At 75.9% G+C, this 19,237-nt stretch carries 22 protein-coding genes and 1 pseudogene; 11 read left to right on the top strand and 12 right to left on the bottom strand.

Annotation, left to right across the window (positions count from 1 at the left end):
* Positions 1–3: 3 nt before the first annotated feature.
* On the bottom strand, positions 4–774 hold the full coding sequence (locus tag K1J50_RS06490) for an alpha/beta fold hydrolase (protein WP_220116895.1): 771 nt from the start codon (positions 772–774) through the stop codon (positions 4–6).
* Positions 771–1,811 carry a M29 family metallopeptidase gene (locus K1J50_RS06495; RefSeq protein WP_220116896.1) on the bottom strand — a complete coding sequence of 347 codons (1,041 nt, stop codon included), beginning with the start codon at positions 1,809–1,811 and terminating at the stop codon, positions 771–773. Before K1J50_RS06495 ends, K1J50_RS06490 begins: the two co-directional genes overlap by 4 nt.
* 104 nt (positions 1,812–1,915) lie before the next feature.
* Between K1J50_RS06495 and K1J50_RS06500 the strand changes: the two genes are divergently transcribed.
* Positions 1,916–2,440, top strand: coding sequence for a MarR family winged helix-turn-helix transcriptional regulator (locus tag K1J50_RS06500; RefSeq protein WP_220116897.1), 525 nt, complete (start codon positions 1,916–1,918; stop codon positions 2,438–2,440).
* Between the two features lie 191 nt (positions 2,441–2,631).
* On the top strand, positions 2,632–3,537 hold the full coding sequence (ltnD, locus tag K1J50_RS06505; RefSeq protein ID WP_220116898.1) for an L-threonate dehydrogenase: 906 nt from the start codon (positions 2,632–2,634) through the stop codon (positions 3,535–3,537).
* Between the two features lie 9 nt (positions 3,538–3,546).
* Here ltnD and K1J50_RS06510 read toward each other — a convergent pair whose 3' ends face one another.
* Both K1J50_RS06510 and K1J50_RS06515 read right to left on the bottom strand, forming a co-directional pair.
* Positions 3,547–4,449, bottom strand: a complete 903-nt coding sequence (locus K1J50_RS06510) for an MBL fold metallo-hydrolase (protein WP_220116899.1) — start codon at positions 4,447–4,449, stop codon at positions 3,547–3,549.
* 212 nt (positions 4,450–4,661) lie between these two features.
* Positions 4,662–6,038, bottom strand: a complete 1,377-nt coding sequence (locus tag K1J50_RS06515) for an amidase (RefSeq protein WP_220116900.1) — start codon at positions 6,036–6,038, stop codon at positions 4,662–4,664.
* Positions 6,039–6,172: 134 nt separating this feature from the next.
* Here K1J50_RS06515 and K1J50_RS06520 point away from each other — a divergent pair, with 134 nt between their 5' ends.
* The 6 genes and pseudogenes from K1J50_RS06520 (at position 6,173) to K1J50_RS19035 (ending at position 10,138) form a co-directional block, all read left to right on the top strand.
* On the top strand, positions 6,173–6,970 hold the full coding sequence (locus tag K1J50_RS06520) for an NUDIX hydrolase (RefSeq protein ID WP_220116901.1): 798 nt from the start codon (positions 6,173–6,175) through the stop codon (positions 6,968–6,970).
* Positions 6,971–7,023: 53 nt separating this feature from the next.
* Positions 7,024–7,731 (top strand): SDR family oxidoreductase, encoded by a 708-nt coding sequence (locus K1J50_RS06525; RefSeq protein WP_220116902.1) that lies wholly within the window; start codon positions 7,024–7,026, stop codon positions 7,729–7,731.
* A gap of 85 nt (positions 7,732–7,816) precedes the next feature.
* The gene (locus K1J50_RS19025; protein WP_255575002.1) at positions 7,817–8,125 is read left to right on the top strand and encodes a hypothetical protein; all 309 of its coding nucleotides are present in this window, start codon (positions 7,817–7,819) and stop codon (positions 8,123–8,125) included.
* Entirely contained in the window at positions 8,122–9,144 is a 1,023-nt protein-coding gene (locus K1J50_RS06530) for a CobW family GTP-binding protein (RefSeq protein WP_369413532.1), read from the top strand. Before K1J50_RS19025 ends, K1J50_RS06530 begins: the two co-directional genes overlap by 4 nt.
* Positions 9,141–9,683, top strand: a pseudogene (locus K1J50_RS19030) (asparaginase); the annotation flags it as partial. The gene K1J50_RS06530 and the pseudogene K1J50_RS19030, both read left to right, overlap by 4 nt.
* A 119-nt stretch (positions 9,684–9,802) precedes the next feature.
* Positions 9,803–10,138 (top strand): hypothetical protein, encoded by a 336-nt coding sequence (locus tag K1J50_RS19035; protein ID WP_369413533.1) that lies wholly within the window; start codon positions 9,803–9,805, stop codon positions 10,136–10,138.
* A gap of 27 nt (positions 10,139–10,165) precedes the next feature.
* On the opposite strand, the gene K1J50_RS06540 is transcribed toward K1J50_RS19035, so the two are convergent.
* Positions 10,166–10,939 (bottom strand): SDR family NAD(P)-dependent oxidoreductase, encoded by a 774-nt coding sequence (locus K1J50_RS06540; protein ID WP_220116904.1) that lies wholly within the window; start codon positions 10,937–10,939, stop codon positions 10,166–10,168.
* A gap of 155 nt (positions 10,940–11,094) precedes the next feature.
* Between K1J50_RS06540 and K1J50_RS06545 the strand changes: the two genes are divergently transcribed.
* The gene (locus K1J50_RS06545) at positions 11,095–11,877 is read left to right on the top strand and encodes an enoyl-CoA hydratase (protein ID WP_220116905.1); all 783 of its coding nucleotides are present in this window, start codon (positions 11,095–11,097) and stop codon (positions 11,875–11,877) included.
* Between the two features lie 127 nt (positions 11,878–12,004).
* Here the strand turns inward: K1J50_RS06545 and K1J50_RS06550 are convergent, their stop codons facing one another.
* The 7 genes from K1J50_RS06550 to K1J50_RS06580 all read right to left on the bottom strand — a co-directional run bounded on the left by K1J50_RS06550 (position 12,005) and on the right by K1J50_RS06580 (position 17,292).
* Positions 12,005–12,376, bottom strand: a complete 372-nt coding sequence (locus K1J50_RS06550) for a gamma-butyrobetaine hydroxylase-like domain-containing protein (protein ID WP_220116906.1) — start codon at positions 12,374–12,376, stop codon at positions 12,005–12,007.
* On the bottom strand, positions 12,376–12,588 hold the full coding sequence (locus K1J50_RS06555) for a Trm112 family protein (protein ID WP_220116907.1): 213 nt from the start codon (positions 12,586–12,588) through the stop codon (positions 12,376–12,378). The genes K1J50_RS06550 and K1J50_RS06555 overlap by 1 nt, the downstream gene beginning before the upstream one ends.
* Before the next feature lie 30 nt (positions 12,589–12,618).
* The gene (locus tag K1J50_RS06560) at positions 12,619–13,284 is read right to left on the bottom strand and encodes an LON peptidase substrate-binding domain-containing protein (protein ID WP_220116960.1); all 666 of its coding nucleotides are present in this window, start codon (positions 13,282–13,284) and stop codon (positions 12,619–12,621) included.
* Positions 13,285–13,308: 24 nt separating this feature from the next.
* A complete protein-coding gene (locus K1J50_RS06565; protein WP_220116908.1) occupies positions 13,309–14,256 on the bottom strand; it encodes a thioredoxin family protein in 948 nt (315 codons plus the stop codon).
* Between the two features lie 67 nt (positions 14,257–14,323).
* Positions 14,324–14,863 (bottom strand): prolyl-tRNA synthetase associated domain-containing protein, encoded by a 540-nt coding sequence (locus K1J50_RS06570; protein WP_220116909.1) that lies wholly within the window; start codon positions 14,861–14,863, stop codon positions 14,324–14,326.
* The gene (locus K1J50_RS06575; RefSeq protein WP_220116910.1) at positions 14,863–16,047 is read right to left on the bottom strand and encodes a mandelate racemase/muconate lactonizing enzyme family protein; all 1,185 of its coding nucleotides are present in this window, start codon (positions 16,045–16,047) and stop codon (positions 14,863–14,865) included. The genes K1J50_RS06570 and K1J50_RS06575 overlap by 1 nt, the downstream gene beginning before the upstream one ends.
* Positions 16,048–16,113: 66 nt before the next feature.
* Positions 16,114–17,292, bottom strand: a complete 1,179-nt coding sequence (locus tag K1J50_RS06580; RefSeq protein ID WP_369413534.1) for a CaiB/BaiF CoA transferase family protein — start codon at positions 17,290–17,292, stop codon at positions 16,114–16,116.
* A 105-nt stretch (positions 17,293–17,397) separates the two neighbouring features.
* Between K1J50_RS06580 and K1J50_RS06585 the strand changes: the two genes are divergently transcribed.
* On the top strand, positions 17,398–18,174 hold the full coding sequence (locus K1J50_RS06585; protein WP_220116911.1) for an enoyl-CoA hydratase: 777 nt from the start codon (positions 17,398–17,400) through the stop codon (positions 18,172–18,174).
* 17 nt (positions 18,175–18,191) lie between these two features.
* Complete coding sequence (locus tag K1J50_RS06590) at positions 18,192–19,169, top strand: Bug family tripartite tricarboxylate transporter substrate binding protein (protein ID WP_220116912.1); 978 nt, start codon at positions 18,192–18,194, stop codon at positions 19,167–19,169.
* Positions 19,170–19,237 lie beyond the last annotated feature (68 nt).

Consider the following 19,237-nt stretch of genomic DNA (forward strand, 5'->3'; position numbering starts at 1 on the left):
GGCTCAGCCCTCCGCCGCCGCCCGGCGGCCGGGCGCCGCCGCGACCGGCGCGTCCAGGAACGCCCGCACGGCGGCGTTGAAGGCCTCCGGGCATTCGAGATGCGCGAGATGCCCCGCGCCGGGCAGCACGACCAGGCGCGCATCGGCGATCGCCTGCGCCATCCGCTCCATGGTGCGCGGCGGGGCGAGCGGGTCGCGCTCGCCGGCGAGCAGCAGCGTCGGCGCGGCGATGCGGCCGAGCGCGGCGCGGCGGTCGAAGGTGGCGAGGCAGCGCACGGCGGCGCGGTAGGCGGCCTCCGGCACCGCCGCCATCGCGGCGATGGCGGCCTCGGCCGCCCCGGGCGGCGCCGCGGGGCCGAGCATCGGCGGCAGGGTCTCGGCGGCGAGCGCCGCCATGTCCTTGCCGGCGTCGAGCGGCGCCAGGCGCTCCGCCAGGAACTGCTCGGCGAAGGACGGATCGCGCCCGCCGAAGGCCGGCGTGGTGGCGTAGAGCACGAGGCGGCGGACGCGCTCCGGGAAGGCGAGCGCGAATTCCTGCGCCAGCATGCCGCCGATCGAGTGGCCGAGGATGTCGGCGCGGGCGATGCCCTCCGCCTCCAGCCGCGCGGCGAGCGCCGCCGCCCAGGCGGGGAAGCTGGTCTCGGGCAGCAGCGGCGTGCCGCCGTAGCCCGGCAGCGGCCAGTCCAGCACCGGCCGCGGCGCGAGCGCGCGCAGGGTCGGCCCCCAGGCGGCGCCGCCGATGCCGTGCAGCAGGACGACGGGAACCTCGCTCACGCCACCAGCCTCCCCTCCGCCACCACCGGCACGCCGTCGAGGGCGATGGTGGCGCCGAACACCGGGATGTCGAAATGGCCCTCGGTGAAGCGGCCCGCGAACTCGTTGGCGCCGGTCGAGAACAGGAAGTTGCCGGCCACGCAGCGCAGCTCGGTGCCGTTGGTGTCGCGCCTGTCGTACATCGCCAGCGCCTCGTAGCGCGCCCGCTCGTTGAGGCCCCAGCCGACATGCGAGACGGCGTAGGCGGCGCGGTCGCCCCAGACGGCGAGGTGGCGGCGCATCAGCGCGGCGTCCGTTCCCTCGCCCGCGATCGCGACGATGTGGTCGTCCTCGAGCGTGAGGCGCACCGGCCCCTCGAGGTAGCGCTTGAAGGTGAGGTTGACGTCGCCGGGCGCGAGCACGAGGGTGCCCGCGACGCTGTGCGCGCGCGGGAAGCTGACGACGACGCCGCCCGGCCAGTGCGCGACCGTGCCCGGCCGGTCGCACCAGCCCCAGACGCCGGCGGTGACCGCCCCTTCGAGCGCGACGCGGAGATCGGTGCCGGCGGCGGAGGTGACGGTCATGACCCTGGCCGCGCGCAGGAGCTTCACCGCCTCCTTCACCCGCGGCTCGAGCCCCGCCTCGGGCACCAGGCGCTCGAGCGCCTCCGGGTGCTCGTCGCTCACCATCAGCACGCGCGCGCCGGCGGCGAGGATCTCCCGCAGTTCGGGCGCGTGCAGCAGCCCCTCGACGGTGAGGTCCACGACCAGGCCCGAGGCGCGGAGCGCGGCGAGCGCGGCGGGATGGCCGCGCAGCGCGCGCGAGGCGCCGGTCGAGCGCAGCGGGGCCGGCGCGGTCTGCGGCGGGGAGGGCAGCACGCAGCGGAAGGGGCGGCAGCCGAGCCGGAGCGCGGCGAGCTCGGCAAGGGCGACGTTCAGCGCGCGGCTCTGGCTCTCGGCGAGCAGGCAGACCGGCTCGTCGCGGCCCGCCTTGCAGAGGCGCAGCACGGCCTCGAACGCCTCGATCCACGGCGCCTCGATGCGGTCCTCGGTCAGCACGGCAAGGTCCTCCGGACGGGGACAGCCTGCCACGGGACGGGCCAACATGAAACGGCATATTTTCCCGACTCCCGGCGGGGCGCGGCTGCCGCTATCGTCGCGCGGTGCCCGCCCCGCCGCGCCCGCAGCCGCTGCGCTCGGCTGCCCTCAGCCCGCCCCAGCCCGCCGCCGCGGCGAAGCCGGCGCGGCGGTTCGTGGACGACTACCTGCTGGCGCTGCTGGCCCGCGCCTCGCACGCCGTCTCGGAGGAATTCCACGCGCGGCTCCGCGCCCGCGGCGTCGGCGTGCCGGTCTGGCGCGTGCTCGCCACCCTCTCCGGCCTGCCGAAGGGGCAGGGCGAGACGGTGACGGGGCTCGCCCGGGCCTGCCTGCTGCAGCAGCCGACCATGACCAAGGTGCTGGACCGGATGGAGCGGGACGGGCTGGTGCGCCGCCACCCCGACCTGCAGGACCGCCGCGTGGTGCGCCTGACCCTGACGCCGCGCGGCGAGGCGACGGTCGCCGAGCTGCTGGTCGCGGCGCGGGCGCACGAGGCGGAGGTGCTGGCGCGGCACCCGCCGGCGGAGGTCGAGGCGATCAAGGCGCTGCTGCGCGAGCTGATCGCGCGGCAGGACCGGCCGCGACGCTGAGCGGGTGCGGGCGTGACGCTGCCGCCGCCGCACCGCCTCGCCCGCGTCGCACTGGTCCTCGCCGTTCTGGCGGCGCTGGTGCGCCTCGCCGTCGCGGCGTTCGGGGGCTGAGCGCCGCCCCCGCCCCCTTGCGCCCGGCGCCGCGGCGGCGGAGCCTGCGCGCGGACGAGCGGGATGCGGGAGCGCGACGCATGAGGGTCGGCGTCATCGGCCTGGGCAGCATGGGGATGGGCGCGGCGCTGAGCTGCCTCCGGGCCGGGCTCGCGGTGACCGGCTGCGATCCGCGCGCGGCGGCGCGGGCCGAGTTCGCCGCGGCGGGCGGGGCGGCGGTGGCGAGCGCGGCGGAGCTGCCGGCGGGCACGCAGGCGGTGGTGGTGCTGGTGGTCAATGCCGCGCAGGCCGAGGCGGCGCTGTTCGGCGCCGAGGGCTGCGCGCCGCGGCTCGCCCCCGGCGCGGTGGTGGTCTGCTCGGCCACCATGGCGCCCGAGGATGCGCGGCGGCTCGCCGGCCTGGCGGCGGCGCGGGGGCTGCTCTACCTCGACGCGCCGGTCTCCGGCGGCGCGGCGAAGGCGCGCGAGGGGGCGCTGACGGTGATGGCCTCCGGTCCCGAGGCGGCCTTCGCCGCGGCGCGCCCGGTGCTCGACGCGATCGCGGCCAAGGTGTGGCGGCTCGGCGAGGCGGCGGGGATCGGCGCGACGGTGAAGGTGGTGCACCAGCTCCTCGCCGGGGTGCACATCGCGGTGGCGGCGGAGGCGATGGCGCTCGCGATCCGCGCCGGGGCCGATCCGCGCCTGCTCTACGAGGTGGTGACGAGCGCCGCCGGCAATTCCTGGATGTTCCAGGACCGCATGGCGCGGGTGCTGGCGGGCGACGATGCGCCGCGCAGCGCGGTGGACATCTTCGTCAAGGACCTCGGCCTCGTGGCGGAGATGGCGCGCGCGCTCGATTTCCCCGTCCCCCTGGCGGCGCAGGCGCAGCAGATCTTCACCGCGGCGCGGGCGCTCGGCCAGGGCGGCAAGGACGACGGGTTCGTGATCCGGGTCTGGCAGGCGCTGACCGGGATCAAGCTGCCGGGCGAGGAGCGGCCGCCGCCCTGAGGCGCGGCGCTAGATCCCGTTGTTCCAGAAGCCGCAGAACCGCTCGACATTGCCGGGCAGCCGCGCCTCGTACATCGTCCAGCGCTCGTAGCGCGGCAGGCGCACCTCGTGCATCGCCTGGTCGAAGCACTTGCCCTCCTGCGCCATGCGCCGCGCCGCCTCGGAGACGTCGAGCAGGCACTGCTTGAAGTTCCGCACGTCCTCCCTGGTACCGAGGCGGCCGCCGGCGTTCGGATGGCCGGGCAGCAGGTGGTCCCACTCCATCGCCAGCACGCGGTCCAGGCCCTCGAGCCAGTCCGGCAGGCAGCTGTCGGGCATGTTGCGGAAGCCCACGGACTCGATCGGGATCCGGTCCACGGCGAAGATCAGCCGGTGCTGCGGCAGCCGCATCACCAGCGAGTTGTCGGAATGGTTGCGCCCCACGTAGTGCAGCTCCAGCCGCGTGCCGCCGAGCTCGATGGCGCGGCCGCCGTCGGGCACCGCCTCGTCCACCGGCACGACGCCGGGGTTGCCGAGCCGGGCGAGGCGGTCGCGCGCGCGGTGGTGCGCCACGACGGTGGCGCCGGCGTCCTTGAACGGCTTGCCGCCGGCGATGTGGTCGAAGCGGTGGTGGCTGTAGGCCAGGTAGCGGATCGGCGCCGGGGAGACCTTGCGGATCTCTTCGATGTAGGTCGTGACCGCCTGCGGCCGGCGCAGCCCGATCGGGTCGGTGGCGATGACGCCTTCGGGCGTGGCGACGAACATCGCCTGATGGCCCTGGCAGCGGAAGACGTACAGGCCCGGCGCGATCTCGCGCGTGGCGAAGGGCGGCGCCTGCTGCGCCGCGGCGGGATCGTCGGCGAGGAGGCCGCCGGCGGCGCAGGCGCAGGCCGCGGACAGGGTGAAGGAGCGGCGGGATATCGTCGTCGCCATGGCGCGTTCGCCCTCCCATCGCGCGCCCTCGCCGGCCGGCGGCGCGCCGGAGGACGACGCTAGCGCGGCCCGCCGCCCGGCGGCACGGCGGCGGCGCGCGATCGCGTCACCGCGACCGGGGCTCCGCACCGCCGCCCTGCGACGGCGGGCGCGGGGCGAGGCGGACCGCCCCGCGCACCGGGACCGGTCCGGGCGGCGCGGCCAGGGGCCGCTCAGCGCGCCGCCAGCGCCGCCTCCACCGCCGCGGCGACGGCGAGCAGCCGCGCATCGCCCGTCCGCTCGCCCATCAGCATCAGCCCGACGGGCGGCTCGCCCGGCTCGTGGCAGGGCAGGCTGATGGCGCAGCGGTCGAGGAAGTTTGCGACCGCGGTGTTGCGCAACAGCAGCAGGTTGATGCGGTTGTACTCCGCCTCGTCCTCCACCTCGGAGAGCGCGGGCGGGATCAGCGGGCAGGTCGGCGTGACCACGGCATCGAACGGCGCGGTGCGCGGCGCGACGGCGGCGATGAGGCGCGCGCGCGCCTCGCGCAGCGCCAGGTAGTCGGCGGCGGTGAAGCGCTCGCCGCGGCGGATGCGGGCGAGGATGCGCGGGTCGTAGCGGTCGCCGCGCTCGGCGATCAGGCGCCGGTGCCAGGCCCAGGCCTCGCTCGCGGCGAAGCCGCCGGTGGCGTTGACGGCGGGGATCTCGGCCAGTTCCGGCAGGTCGAGCAGCTCGAGTCGCACGCCGGCGACGGAGAGGCGCGCCAGCGCCCGCTCGAACGCCCGTGCCACCGCGGCATCCAGCCCCTCGGTCATGAAGGTTCCGCGCGGGATGGCGAGGCGCAGGCCGGCGAGCGGCGCCGGGCGGAGCGGCGCGGGCTCCTCCTCCCCGGCCATCAGCGCATCGAGCAGCGCGCAGTCGGCGACGCTGTTGGCGAGCGGCCCGACCGAATCGAGCGACGGCGCGAGCGGCAGCACGCCGGCGATCGGCACCCGCGCCGCCGTCGGCTTGAAGCCGACCACGCCGCACAGCGCCGCCGGGATGCGGCAGGAGCCGCCGGTGTCGGTGCCGAGGCCGGCAAGGCCCATCCCGTCCGCCACCGCGACCGCGGTGCCGGAGGAGGAGCCGCCCGGCAGGCGGCCGGTGGCGCGGTCCCAGGGGCTCCGCGGCGTGCCGTAGTGGGGGTTCACGCCGAGGCCGGAGAAGGCGAACTCCGTCATATTGGTGCGGCCGAGCGGGACGAAGCCCATGCGCAGCAGCCGCATCAGCGCGGGCGCCGTGGCCGCGGCCGGCGGCGCGTCGGCGAGCGCCACGCTGCCCGCGCGCGTCGTCTCCCCGGCGATGTCGAACAGGTCCTTCACGCCGATCGGGACGCCGGCCCAGGAGCTCGGCGCGCGGCCGGCGGCGCGCAGCGCGTCCAGCGCCCGCGCCTGGGCGCGCGCCGCCTCGCCGGCGACGGCGATGTAGGCGCGCGCCCCTTCGCCCGCGGGGTCGGCGATGCGCGCGAGCGCCGCCTCGACCAGCGCCGCGGCGGTGACGCGGCCGGCGGCGAGCGCGGCGGCGGCCTCGCCGATCGTCCTGATCTGCGTCGCGGCGTCCTCGGCGGCCATGCGTGCGGTCCTCCTCCGGCTGGGGCGGAGGCGATGCTGGCCGCGCGGCGCGGCCCAGGCAAGCGGGCGCCGACGGGCGCCCCGGCCCGCCGCTCTTGCCGGCCGCGCGCGGGCGGTCTCCTATGCGGCCCATCATGTCCCGCACCGACACCGCCCCCGTCCCGCCACGACCCGCCGCCACCGTGCTGCTGCTGCGCGACGGCGCGGAGGGGCTCGAGGTCTTCATGGTGGTGCGCCACCGCGCGATCGCGTTCGCCTCCGGCGCGCTCGTCTTCCCCGGCGGCGGCGTGGAGCCCGGCGACCGCGCGATCGCCGCGGCGCTGCCCGGCCTCGGGCCGCCCGAGGCGGCCGCGCTGCGCATCGCCGCCATCCGCGAGACCTTCGAGGAGTGCGGGGTGCTGCTGGCCCGGCCGCGCGGCGCCGCGGCGCTGCTCGACGCCGCGCGCCTCGCCCGGATCGCGGCCGCGCACCGCGCGGCGCTGCTCGGCGGCGAGCGCCCCTTCGCCGAGATCCTGGTCGCCGAGGCGCTGGAGCCGGCCGCCGACCGGCTGGTTCCCTTCGCGCACTGGATCACGCCGGCCTCGCGCCCGAAGCGCTTCGACACGCATTTCTTCCTCGCCGCCGCGCCGCCCGGCCAGATCGCGGCGCATGACGGCGGCGAATCGGTCGAGTCGGTCTGGATCCGCCCGGCCAAGGCCCTGGCGGAGACGGAGCGGGGGCGGCGCAAGCTGGTCTTCGCCACGCGCCTGAACCTGATGAAGCTCGCGCGGTATGCGACGGTGGGCGAGGCCCTGGCCGCCGCGGCGGCGGAGCCGGTGGTGACGGTGCAGCCGGAAAGCGTGGAGACGCCGGCGGGGCCGATGCTGCGCATCCCCGTCGCCGCCGGCTACGGGGGGGAGCTGTTCCCGGCGCTCGACCCGCCGGCGATGTGAGCCCCGCCCGCGGACGCCGCCGGCGCGCGGGGCGCGCGATGGGGAGGCACGGCATGGAGCGGAAGGTCGCCCTGGTGACGGGCGCGGCGCGCGGCATCGGTCTCGGCATCGCCCGGCGCCTCGCGCGCGAGGGCTGGCACGTGGTGATGGCCGACCTCGACGCGCCGCAGGCCCGCCCGCCCGGCAGCACGCGCGCGGCGCGCGCCGACGTCGCCGATCCGGCCGCGGTGGAGGCGCTGCTCGCCGGGGTGCGCGCGGAGGAGGGACGGCTCGACGCCCTGGTCTCCAACGCCGGCATCATGATCCGCAAGCCGATCCGCGACCTCGGCTTCGCGGAATGGTCGCGGGTGCTGGCGACCAATCTCGGCGCCGCCTTCCTGCTGGTGCGCGCGGCCGAGGACCTGCTGCGCGCCGCGCGCGGCGCCGTGGTCACCATCGCCTCCACCCGCGCGCACCAGTCGGAGCCGCACACCGAGGCCTACGCCGCCTCCAAGGGCGGGCTCGTCGCGCTGACCCATGCGCTGGCGATCAGCCTCGGGCCCGAGGTGCGGGTGAACTGCATCAGCCCGGGCTGGATCCACACCACGGGCGAGCCGCTGCGCCCGGAGGACCACGCGCAGCACCCCGTGGGCCGCGTCGGACAGGTGGAGGACGTGGCCGCGCTCGTCTCCTGGCTGGTCGGGCCGGAGAGCGGCTTCGTCACCGGCGCGGAATTCATCGTGGACGGCGGCATGACGCGCCGGATGATCTACGTGGAATAGGCCGGCCACGGACGGGTTGGCGGCGGCGCCCCGCCGGCCTAGCCTCGCCCGGCCCGATCCGCCGCGCCGCCGGAGGAGATGCGCCGTGAGCGCCGCGCCGCCGCTTCCGCTGCTCGCCGAGAGCCTGCGCGCCTGGCGCATCGCGGGCGAGGTGCGCGCCGCGGCGGACGGCGCGGTGCTGGTGCGCGCCGGCGGCCAGCGGCTGCGCATCCAGCCGGCGCCGCCCGGCCTGCCCTTCCGCTGGATGGTGGCGAGCGGCACGCGCCGCCGCGGCGCGACCTCCGTCTCCTCCCTGCTGCGCGTCGTGCGCGCGATGCTCGACCCGGACCACGCGGGCAGCCGGCTGCGCATCGCCGCGCCGCTGCCGCCCGCGGACGCGGAGGGCGCGCCGTGATCCCGGTCTGCGTCCTCACCGGCTTCCTCGGCAGCGGCAAGACGACGCTGCTCGCGCATCTGCTGCGCCAGCCCGGCTTCGCGCGCACCGCGGTGGTGATCAACGAGTTCGGCGAGGTCGGCCTCGACCACGAGCTGGTGGAGACCAGCGACGAGAGCTTCGTCACGCTGCAGACCGGCTGCCTCTGCTGCGCCGTCCGCGGCGACCTGGTGCGCACCCTCGACGGCCTGCTGCGCCGGCGCGACGCCGGCGCGGTGCCGCCCTTCGAGCGGGTGGTGGTCGAGACCACCGGCCTCGCCGATCCGGCGCCGGTGCTGCAGGCGCTGATGACCGATGCCGCCGTCGCCGGACGCATGGCGCTGGCAGGCGTGGTGACGACGGTGGACGCGGTGAACGGCGCCGGCACGCTGGAGCGCCACCCGGAATCGGCGAAGCAGTTGGCGGTCGCCGACCGCCTGGTGCTGACCAAGACCGACCTGCCCGGGGCGGCGCCGGAGGCGCTGCGCGCCCGCCTCGCCGCGCTGAACCCCGCCGCGCCGGTGCTGCAAGCCGATCACGGGCGGATCGCGCCGGAGCGGCTGTTCGACGCCGGCCTCCCCGATCCCGCGGGCCGGATGCCGGACGTGGCGCGCTGGCTGGCGGCGGAGGCGCACGCCGCCGGCCCGCGCGGGCGCGGCGACCGCCACGACGCCGGGATCACGACCTTCTGCCTGACGCGCGAGAAGCCGATCCGCGCCGTGGCGCTGGCGCTGTTCCTGGAGGCGCTGGCCGAGCATCGCGGCGCCGACCTGCTGCGCGTCAAGGGCCTGCTCAACATCGCCGAGAGCCCGGAGCGGCCGGCGGTGATCCACGGCGTGCAGCACGTCTTCCACCCGCCCGCCTGGCTCGCGCGCTGGCCGTCGGAGGACCGCCGCTCGCGCCTCGTCTTCATCACCCGCGGCATCCCGAGGCGCTGGGTCGAGCTGCTGCTCGAGGCGCTGGACGAGGAGGTCGCGCTCGCAGAGGACCCGCGGCCATGACCAAGCCCCGCCTCGCCTTCATCGGCACCGGCGGCACGATCGCCTCGCTCGGCTGCGGGCCGCTCGATCTCGTGGACTACACGGCGAACGGGGTGCTGCTGGACGCCGCCGGCCTGCTCGCGCGCTTCCCGGAGGTGCGGGAGGTGGCGGAGGTGGTGCCGGTGCCCTACCGCGCCGTGCCCTCGACGCGCCTCGGCTTCGCCGACTGGAAGGCGCTCCTGCTGCTGTGCGAGCGGCTGGCGGCGGAGGACCCCGCCCTCGCCGGCATCGTCATCGGCCACGGCACCGCCTCGCTCGAGGAGACCGCCTACTTCCTCTCGCTCACGCTGAAGGCCGCGCTGCCGGTGGTGCTGGTGGGGGCGCAGCGGCCGGCCTCGGCGCTCTCGAGCGACGCCGGGCTCAACCTGGTCAACGCGCTGCGCGTCGCCGCCTGCGAACAGGCGCGGGGGCTCGGCGTGCTGGTGGTGCTGAACGACGAGATCCACGCCGCGCGCGAGGTGACCAAGACCTCCACCGGCCGGCTGCAGACCTTCCGCTCGCCGGACTTCGGCGCGCTCGGCCACGCCGACGGGGACCGCATCACCTTCTACCGCCGCCCCCTGCGCCGCACGGCGCCGGACACGGAGTTCACGCGCGCGCCCTCGCCGCGCTGCCGCGGGTGGACATCGCCTACAGCCACGCCGACGCCGACGGCACGGCGGCGCGCGCCTTCGTCGCCGCCGGGGCGCGCGGCCTGGTCGCGGCCGGCTTCGCCCCGGGCTTCGTCGCCGCCGGGGAGGAGGAGGCGCTGCGCGAAGCGGTGGCGCAGGGCGTGACCGTGGTGCTGGCGAGCCGGGCCGGCTCCGGCCGCGTCTTCCCGACCACGCGGCTGCGCGAGGCGGGCTTCCTCTCCGCCGACAACCTCAATCCGCAGAAGGCGCGCATCCTGCTCGCGCTCGCGCTGACCCGCACGACCGGCCCGGCCGGGATCGAGCGGATCTTCGCCACCTACTAAGCCGGCGGGCGCCGCGCCCGCGGCGCCCTACGCGGCCATGTGCGAGCCGCCGTCCACCAGCATGTTCTGGCCGGTGATGAAGGAGGCGGCGTCGGAGAGCAGGAAGCAGACCAGCGGCGCCACCTCCTGCGGCGTGCTCCAGCGGCCGAGCGGGATGCGCGCCAGCGTCTGCTCGCGGAAGCGGTCGCTGCGGATGGTCTCGGTCATCGGCGTCTCCACCGTGCCGAAGCCGACGCTGTTGACGCGGATGTTGTAGCGCGCCCATTCGCGCGCGCCGGTCATGGTCACGCCGAACAGCCCGGCCTTCGCCGCCGAGTAGTTGACCTGCCCGATCGAGCCGCGCTTGCCGGCGGTGGAGGAGATGTTGACGATCGCGCCGGGGTTCTTCTCGCCCGCCTTGAAGCGCTGGATCATGTGCCGGCCGACCGCCTGCTGCATCAGGTAGCAGCCGGTGAGGTTGACGTCGATCACCTCCTGCCACTGCTGCAGGGTCATCTTCTCGAACATCGCCGGGCGGATGATGCCGGCGTTGTTGACCAGGCCGTGCACGGCGCCGAAGCGCGCGACGGCGCGGGCCACGCAGTCGGCGGCGAAGGACTCCTCGGCGACGTTGCCGAGGAGGGGAAGGGCGCGCTCCTCCCCGAGCGCCGCGGCGGTCTCGGCCAGCGTCTCGGGGTTGCGCTCGACCAGCACCACGTTGCCGTCGAGGTCGCGCACCAGTTCCGCGATCGCGCGGCCGATGCCGCGGCCCGCGCCGGTGACGATGACGGTGCGGCCGGTGAGGGCCATGGGGTTGCGCATGGGCTGACCTTCCCTCGCGGTTGGCATGGGGCGGCGCCAGTCTGGCGAAAGCCCGCGCCCGCGCCAAGCCGGGGCCGCGCGCATTGCGGCCGGCGCGCGGCGGACGCATCCTGCCGCCCCCGTTCCTTCGCACCCGACCGGAGACCCGTCCCGCCATGGCCGACCTCGAGGAGACGCGCGACGGCGCGATCGTGACCCTGACGCTGAACCGGCCGGAGCGGCTCAACGCCCTCTCGGAGGAGATGACGCGGCTGCTGATGGAGGCGATCGAGCGTCTCGGCGGCGATGCCGAGGTCGGCGCGATCGTCCTCACCGGCGCCGGCCGCGGCTTCTGCGCCGGCGGCGACGTGCGCGGCATGGCGGCGCGCGGCGAGCTGTCGTTCGAGCAGCGGCTGGAGCGGCTGCGCGCGCGCATGCGCCTGCCGCTCCTCCTCAAGCAGTGCCCGAAGCCGGTCGTCGCCGCGATCAACGGGCCGGCCTACGGCGCCGGGCTCTGCCTCGCGCTCGCCTGCGACATCCGCATCGCCGCGGCTTCGGCGAAGTTCGGCACCGCCTTCGTGAAGATCGGCTACTCCGGCGACTACGGCGGCTCCTACAGCCTGACCCGGCTGGTCGGCCCGGCGAAGGCGCGCGAGCTCTACCTCACCGGCGACAGCTTCACCGCCGAGGAGGCGCTGGCCTGGGGGATGCTGACCCGCGTGGTGCCGGACGGGTCGCTGCAGGCCGAGGCGCGCGCCTTCGCCGAGCGCTTCGCCAGGGGGCCGCGCGTCGCCTACGGCTACATCAAGCGCAACCTGCTCGCCGCCGAGACCGAGCCGCTCACCGCGGTGCTGGAGATCGAGGCCGTGCATCAGGTGCGCTGCGCGCAGACCGAGGACCACAAGGAGGCGGTGCGCGCCTTCGCCGAGAAGCGCGAACCGGTGTTCCGCGGCCGCTAGGGCCGGTCGCGGGCGGCCGGAAACGGCCGGGCGCGCGGATCGCGCGAACGACCACGCGCCGGATCCGTCGCGGCGGGCATGGGCGAGCGGCAACCGACAGAGGGGCCGCCGGCCGGGCGGCGCGGCGCTACGCCTTGCCGCGCGCCGGCGGATCGCGCGAGAGGCCGCGCGCGGCGAGCTCGGCCTGGTAGCGCGCCCAGCGCTCCGCGTGCTCGACGCCGAGCCGGTAGAGGTAGTCCCAGGAGTAGATGCCGGTGTCGTGCAGGTCGTCGAAGCGGATGCGGATCGCGTAGTTGCCGACCGGCTCGACGCCGAGGATGCCGACGTGCCGGCGCCCGGCGACGATCGCCTTCTGCCCCGGCCCGTGGCCCTGCACCTCCGCCGAGGGGCTCTCGACGCGCAGATACTCGGCCGGCAGGGCGAAGCGCGCGCCGTCGTCGAAGGCGACCTCCAGCACCTTCTCCGCGCGGCGGAGGCGGATCTCGATCGGCGTCGGCATCAGTCGAGCTTGCGCGCCTCCTCGGGCAGCATGATCGGGATGCCGTCGCGGATCGGGTAGGCGAGGCCGGCGCGCTCGCTGATCAGCTCGCCGCGCTCGCGGTCATAGCGCAGCGGGCCCTTGGTGACGGGGCAGACCAGGATCTCCAGCAGCCTGGGATCCACCGCGCCGCCTTGCGGGGCGTCCTTGGGCTTTCTCGCTTCGTCGCTCATCGGCTCGGCTCCGTCGTCATCCTGTGGTCCTCAACTCGGCCGCCCCCGCGGCGCGGCGGCGGGATCGTGCGTGCCGATGCGCAGCAGCGCGATCAGCATCCGCGCGCGCGCGCAGGCGTCGGGCGCCTCCAGCAGCGCCTGCTTCTCGCGCGGGTCGAAGGGGCAGACCATGCAGAGCGTGGTCACCAGCATCGCATCCGCCGCCCGCTCGATCGCCTCCCAGTTCGCCTCGATGCCGCGGGCGCGGAAATAGGGCCGCAGCGCGCAGAGCAGCGCCGCGCGGTCCAGCGGTGGCGGCGGCGCCTCCGCATCGAGGTCGGCGCGCCAGGGCGCGTAGTCGGCCCGCACCCGGCGATAGCCGCGGTGCGGCGGCAGCTCCGCGGCGACGCTGAAGCGGATCACCCCGGTCAGGGTGACGAGGAAGCGGCCGTCCTCGGTCTCGGCGAAGGAGGAGATCCGGCCCAGGCAGCCGACCGCGTAGAGCGCCGGGCCGGCCGGCCCGGCGGGCGCGTCCGCCCGCGGCTGGATCATGCCGAACATCCGCCCGGCGCCGAGCGCATCCGTCACCATCGCCAGGTAGCGCGGCTCGAAGATGTGGAGCGGCAGGCGGCCCTGCGGCAGCAGCAGCGCGCCGGGCAGCGGGAAGACCGGGATCTCCGGAGGCAGGGCTTCGAAGCTCGGGTGGAAGGCCGGCATCGCCGCCACCCCCTCGCGCCTCCCCTAGCGGAAGAGGAGGGAGGAGAGCTTGCGCCGCGCCGCAACGGTCGCCGGGTCGTCGAAGCCCCAGGCCTCGAAGAACTTCAGCAGCTGCTTGCGCGCCGCCTCCTCGTTCCAGCTCCGGTCGCGCCGGATCGACTCGAGCAGCGCCTCGGCCGCGCGGGCGCGCTCGCCCATCGCGTTCAGCGCCACGGCGAGCTCGATGCGCGCGGCGTGGTCGTTCGGGTCGGCGGCCAGGCGCTGCTCGAGCTCGGCGAGCTTCGCCCGCGCCTTGCGGCCCTCGGCGGCGAGCTCGAGCGCGCTGCGGGCGCCGACGATCTCGGCATGGTCGCGCAGCTTGGCGGGCACGCCCTCGAGCACCTGCCGCGCGCGGTCCTCCTCGCCGAGGTGCATCAGGACGCGGGCGAGGCCGGCCAGGGCCTCGGCGTTCTCCGGCTCCTGCTGGGCGAGGGCGGCGAACAGCTCGAGCGCGGTGCGGTAGTCGCCCCGCTCGGCCGCGGCCTTGGCCTCGGCGAGGAGATCCGCGCCCGGCATCTGCCCGCCGGCGAGCTTGAGCAGGCCCTCGACGAAGCGCCGCACCTCGCTCTCGGGCAGCGCCCCCTGGAACAGGTCGGCGATCTGGCCCTGCCAGAAGGCCGCGACCGTCGGCACCGACTGCAGCGGCAGGCCGAGCTGGGCGAGCTGCGCCACGAGCTGGCGGTTCTTGTCGATGTCGATCTTGACCAGCCGCACCCGGCCGCCGGCGGAGCGCACCACCTTCTCCAGTACCGGCGTGAGCTGCTTGCAGGGGCCGCACCAGGTCGCCCAGAAGTCCACCAGGACCGGCACCTGGCGGCTGGCCTGGATCACGTCCTGCATGAAGGTCCGCTGGTCGCCCTCCTTGATCGCGTCGGCGCCGGGCGAGGCGCCGCCGGGGGCGGGCGGGCGGTTGGGGTCGAAGATCACGTCCATGGCGGGCTGGCCTGCATGCGGTTCCTCGGCGATAGATGCGCCCTTCCGGGCCAGAGACAAGCGCCCTCTACGCGGCCCCGGCCGCGGGCGGGGGGTCGAACACCTCCGGCGCGTGGCCGAGGTGGCGCAGGAAGCCGAGCAGGTCGGCCGGGCGGAGGCCGGTGGAGGCCGCGTTGGTCAGCGGATGCACCCAGACCAGTTCCGGTCCCTCCACCAGGGCGCGCTCGATCGCGAAGCGCACCGAACCGGGCCGCGCATTGACCAGGGCGAGCGGCGTGACCGAGCCCGGCGGGACGCCGAGGGCCGCCAGGAGCTGCGCGGCGCTGCCCATGACCAGGCGCGGGGCCCCGAGAGCCCGGGCGAGGGCGTTGATGGACACCCGCCGCTCCTCCTCCAGCGTGACGAGGAGGAAGGGGCCCTCCCCCCTGGCCGGGGCGAGGAACAGGTTCTTGGTGTGCGCGCCGGGCAGCGCGCCGCGCAGCGCCCGGCTCTCGGCGACGGTGAAGACGGGGGCGTGGCGGACCGTCCGCGCCGCGATGCCGAGGGCGGCGAGGCGGGCGAGCAGCCCCTCCGGCGTCTCCGGCGCGGCGGGGGCGTCCTTCGGCATCAGCCGAATTCCCGCTTCAGCACGGCATGGAGCGCGCGCTTCGCCTCGAAGCCGATGCCCGGCAGGTCGGGCATGCGGATGCGCCCCTCCGCCACCGGCGTGTCGTCGGCGAAGCCGCCGAAGGGCGCGAACACCTCCGGGTAGCTCTCGTTGCCGCCGAGGCCGAGGCCCACCGCGATGTTGAGCGCGAACTGGTGGCCGCCGTGGGGGACGCAGCGGCGCGGGCTCCAGCCGTGGGCGCGCAGCATCTCCAGCGTGCGCAGGTACTCGACCAGGCCGTAGGAGAGGGCGGGGTCGAACTGCAGCACGTCGCGGTCCGGCCGGAGCCCGCCGTGGCGGATCAGGTTGCGCGCGTCCTGCATCGAGAACAGGTTCTCGCCGGTGGCGAGCGGCGGCGCGTAGTGCTCGGCGAGCGCCGCGTGCGCGGCGTAGTCGAGCGGATCGAGCGGCTCCTCGTACCAGCGCAGGCCGAAGGGTTGCAGGGCGGAGGCGTAGGCGAGCGCGGTCAGAAGGTCGAACCGCCCGTTGGCGTCCACGGCGAGGCGCGTCCCGTCGCCGCCGAGCAGCGTCAGCACCGCCTCGATGCGCCGGAGGTCCTCGGCCAGCGCCTCCTTCGGCGGCGTGCCGGGGGCGCCGCCGATCTTCATCTTCACGGTGGTGTAGCCGAGGTCGAGGTAGCGCCTCATCTCCTCGACGAGCTGCGCCACGCCCTTGCCGGGGTAGTAGTAGCCGCCCGCCGCATAGACCCAGGCCGAGGGGTCGGCGCGGCCGCCGTTGTAGCGGTCGGCCAGCAGCTTCCACAGCGGCACGCCGGCGAGCTTCGCCGCCGCGTCCCACAGCGCCATGTCGAGCACGCCGACCGCGACGCTGCGCTCGCCGTGCCCGCCCGGCTTCTCGTTCCGCATCATCGCCGCCCAGGCGCCGGCCGGCTCCAGCCCGCCGTCGGGATGGACCAGGGCGGCCTCCGGCGTCTGCAGCAGGCGCGGGATGAAGCGTTCGCGCAGCAGGCCGGGCTGGGCGTAGCGGCCGTTGCTGTTGAAGCCGTAGCCGGTGACGCGGCGGCCGCCCGCGGCCTCGACCTCCACCGCGACCACGCTTGCGGTCATCTGCGAGAAGTCGATGAAGGCGTTGGCGATGGCCGAGGCGATCGGCACCACCGCGTCGCGGACCGAGACGATGCGCATCAGGGGCGGGCTCCGGCGGGCTGCTCGGCGTCCTCCCTAGCCCCGGCGGCGGCGCCGCGCCAGCCGTCAGACCGCGCCCTTCGCCCGCAGCGCCGCCAGCTCCTCGGCGGAGAAGCCGAACTCGCGGAACACCTCCTCGGTGTGCTCGCCGCGCTCGGGGGTGGGGCGGCGCGGCGGCTCGACGCCCGCGATCTGCATCGGCGGGCGCACCAGGGTGATCTCGCCGAGCAGCGGGTGCTGCACCGGCATGGCGAGCTTCAGGTGCCTGACCTGCGGATCGGCGAAGACCTGGTCCATGGTGTAGACCGGGCCGCAGGGGACGCCGGCCTCGTTGAAGCGCCGGATCCAGTTCTCGGCGGTGTCCTTCATCAACGCCTCCTGGATGATGGCGTTGACCTTGGCGCGGTTCCTGCTGCGCAGCGCGTCGGTGGCGATGTCCGGGTCCTTCGCCTGCTCCTCGATGCCGAGGGTGGCGACGATGCGCCGCCACATCTCCTGCCCGCCGCCGGCGAGGTTGATCAGCCCGTCGGCGGTGTTGAAGAGCCCGGTCGGGATCGTGGTCGGGTGGTCGTTGCCGGCCTGCTTCGGCACCTCGCCCGCCATGGTCCAGCGGGTGGCCTGGAAGTCCATCATGCCGACCATCGCCTCGAGCAGCGAGCAGTGCACCCAGCGGCCCTTGCCGGTCTGCTCGCGCTCGAGCAGGGCGATCAGGATGGCGATCGCGGTGTAGAGCCCGGCCGAGAGGTCGGCGACCGGGATCCCGGCGCGCACCGGGCCCTGGCCGGGCAGGCCGGTGACGCTCATCAGCCCCCCCATGCCCTGGGCGATCTGGTCGAAGCCGGGCCGCCGGGCGTAGGGCCCGTCCTGGCCGAAGCCGGAGATCGAGGCTAGGATGATGCGGGGGTTGACCGCGGCGAGGTCCTCGTAGGCGATGCCGAGGCGGTGCTTCACGTCCGGCCGGTAGTTCTCCACCACCACGTCGGCCTGCGCCACCATGCGCTTGAAGGCGGCGAGCCCGTCCGGGTGCTTGAGGTTCAGCGTGATGCCGCGCTTGTTGCGGTGGACGTGCTGGAAGTCCGGGCCGTGGCGCTCGCCGCCCAGGCCCTTGCCGGTGTCCACCTCCTCCGGCGCCTCGATCTTGATGACGTTGGCGCCCCAGTCGGCGAGCTGGCGCACCGCGGTCGGCCCGGCGCGGACCCGGGTGAGGTCGAGCACGGTGAAGCGGGCGAGCGGCAGCATGGGCATCGGTCCTCCTCCCGTCTCCTGTTGGCACCGGCCGGGGCGGCCGGCAAGCCTTGACGGGGCGGGGCCGCACGGCCACCACTCCCGGGCCAGGCGGGGAGGAAGCGCATGGACGAACTGCTCTACGAGGTCAGCGACGGCATCGCCACGGCGACGCTCAACCGGCCGCAGGCGCGCAACGCCCTCACCTTCCCGATGTACGAGCGCCTCGCGGAGATCGCGCAGCGGATCGCCGACGACCCGGCGGTGCGGGTGCTGATCGTCACCGGCGCCGGCGGCAAGGCCTTCGCCGCCGGCACCGACATCGGCGAGTTCCGCGCCTTCCGCACCGCCGAGGACGCCCTCGCCTACGAGGCGCGGGTGGACCGGGTGCTGACGGCGCTGGAGCGCTGCCCGAAGCCGACCATCGCCGCGCTCGCCGGCGCCTGCACCGGCGGCGGGGCGGCGATCGCCGCCGTGTGCGACCTGCGCCTCGCCGCCGCCAACCTGCGCTTCGGCTTCCCGATCGCGAAGACGCTCGGCAACTGCCTCTCGATGGCGAACTACGCGCGCCTCGCCGCCCTGATCGGCCCCGCGCGCGTGCTCGACCTGATCTACACCGCCCGCCTCGTCGAGGCCGAGGAGGCGAAGGCGATCGGCCTCGTCTCCGAGGTCCTGCCCACGCCCGAGGCGCTGGCCGAGCGCGCGCGCGCGCTCGCCCGCACCGTCGCCTCCCACGCACCGCTGACGCTGCGCGCGACCAAGGAGGCGATGCGCCGGCTGCGCGAGGCGGCGCGCAACGTCCCCGGCGACGACCTGGTGACGATGTGCTTCACCAGCGCCGACTTCCGGGAAGGCGTCGAATCCTTCCTCGCCCGCCGCCCGGCCGTCTGGCAGGGCCGCTGAGACCGCACGGAGCCGCCATGTCCCTGCCCCGCCTCTCCCGCCGCGCCGCCCTCGGCGCCGCGCTGCTGCCCCTCGCCGCGCAGGCGCAGCCGGAGCGCTATCCGAGCCGCCCGATCACCCTGCTGGTCGGCTTCGCCCCCGGCGGCGGCACCGACATCATCTCGCGCTTCCTCGCCCCGGTCCTGCAGGAGGAGTTCGGCCAGCCGGTCACGGTGGAGAACCGGCCCGGCGCGAGCGGCACCATCGCCGCGACGGCGATCACCCGCGCGCGGCCGGACGGCTACACCATGCTGATGACGACGGTGAGCGCCTCCGCCGTGGTGCCGCCGCAGATGCGCCCGCCGCCCTTCGACATCTACCGCGACCAGACGCCGGTCGTGCTCGCCGGCACCGTGCCGCTGGTCGCGGTGGTGCCCCCGAGTTCGCCGGCGCGCGACCTGCCCGGGCTGCTGGAGATCGCGCGCGCCCATCCCGGCAAGCTCAACTACTCCTCCTCCGGGGTCGCGACCCAGCAGCACCTCGCCGCCGAGCTGCTCTCGGCGGCGGCGGGCGTGCGCATGACCCACATCCCCTTCCGCGGCACCGGCCAGGCGGTGAACGAGGTGCTCGCCGGGCGGATCGACATCGCGATCGACACGCTGCCGACCTACCTGCCGCACATCCGCGCCGGGCGGGTGCGCGCGCTGGCGGTGACGCTGCCCGCGCGGGTGGAGTGGCTGCCCGAGGTGCCGACCGTGGCCGAACTCGGCTTCCCCGGCTTCAGCGCCTCCGTCTGGTACATGGTGATGGGCCCGCCGGGCCTGCCGGAGCCGATCGTCGCGCGCTGGGTCGAGGCGGTGAACAAGGCCCTGGCCGTGCCGGAGATCCGCGCCCGCGTGCGGGAGGCGGGGTTCATCCCCGGCGGCGGCACCGCCGCCGACGCCGCCGCGCTGCTGCGCCGCGACGCCGAGCGCTACGCCGCGGCCATCCGTGACGCCGGCATCCGCCTGGATTAGCCTCCCCCGGCGCGCCGGACGCGCCGCGGCCAGCCGGGGCGCGCGACCGGCCGGCGCGGCGCGGCGAC

The organism is Caldovatus aquaticus, assembly GCF_019458025.1.
Taxonomy (GTDB): Bacteria; Pseudomonadota; Alphaproteobacteria; order Acetobacterales; family Acetobacteraceae; genus Caldovatus; species Caldovatus aquaticus.

Bases quoted from the DNA above. Each gene is read 5' to 3' on its own strand.
- ltnD (WP_220116898.1), top strand. From the start codon at position 2,632: ATGAGGGTCGGCGTCATCGGCCTGGGCAGCATGGGGATGGGCGCGGCG.
- K1J50_RS06510 (WP_220116899.1), bottom strand. From the start codon at position 4,449: ATGGCGACGACGATATCCCGCCGCTCCTTCACCCTGTCCGCGGCCTGC.
- K1J50_RS06515 (WP_220116900.1), bottom strand. From the start codon at position 6,038: ATGGCCGCCGAGGACGCCGCGACGCAGATCAGGACGATCGGCGAGGCC.
- K1J50_RS06520 (WP_220116901.1), top strand. From the start codon at position 6,173: ATGTCCCGCACCGACACCGCCCCCGTCCCGCCACGACCCGCCGCCACC.
- K1J50_RS06525 (WP_220116902.1), top strand. From the start codon at position 7,024: ATGGAGCGGAAGGTCGCCCTGGTGACGGGCGCGGCGCGCGGCATCGGT.
- K1J50_RS06540 (WP_220116904.1), bottom strand. From the start codon at position 10,939: ATGCGCAACCCCATGGCCCTCACCGGCCGCACCGTCATCGTCACCGGC.
- K1J50_RS06545 (WP_220116905.1), top strand. From the start codon at position 11,095: ATGGCCGACCTCGAGGAGACGCGCGACGGCGCGATCGTGACCCTGACG.
- K1J50_RS06550 (WP_220116906.1), bottom strand. From the start codon at position 12,376: ATGCCGACGCCGATCGAGATCCGCCTCCGCCGCGCGGAGAAGGTGCTG.
- K1J50_RS06555 (WP_220116907.1), bottom strand. From the start codon at position 12,588: ATGAGCGACGAAGCGAGAAAGCCCAAGGACGCCCCGCAAGGCGGCGCG.
- K1J50_RS06560 (WP_220116960.1), bottom strand. From the start codon at position 13,284: ATGCCGGCCTTCCACCCGAGCTTCGAAGCCCTGCCTCCGGAGATCCCG.
- K1J50_RS06565 (WP_220116908.1), bottom strand. From the start codon at position 14,256: ATGGACGTGATCTTCGACCCCAACCGCCCGCCCGCCCCCGGCGGCGCC.
- K1J50_RS06570 (WP_220116909.1), bottom strand. From the start codon at position 14,863: ATGCCGAAGGACGCCCCCGCCGCGCCGGAGACGCCGGAGGGGCTGCTC.
- K1J50_RS06575 (WP_220116910.1), bottom strand. From the start codon at position 16,047: ATGCGCATCGTCTCGGTCCGCGACGCGGTGGTGCCGATCGCCTCGGCC.
- K1J50_RS06580 (WP_369413534.1), bottom strand. From the start codon at position 17,292: ATGCCCATGCTGCCGCTCGCCCGCTTCACCGTGCTCGACCTCACCCGG.
- K1J50_RS06585 (WP_220116911.1), top strand. From the start codon at position 17,398: ATGGACGAACTGCTCTACGAGGTCAGCGACGGCATCGCCACGGCGACG.
- K1J50_RS06590 (WP_220116912.1), top strand. From the start codon at position 18,192: ATGTCCCTGCCCCGCCTCTCCCGCCGCGCCGCCCTCGGCGCCGCGCTG.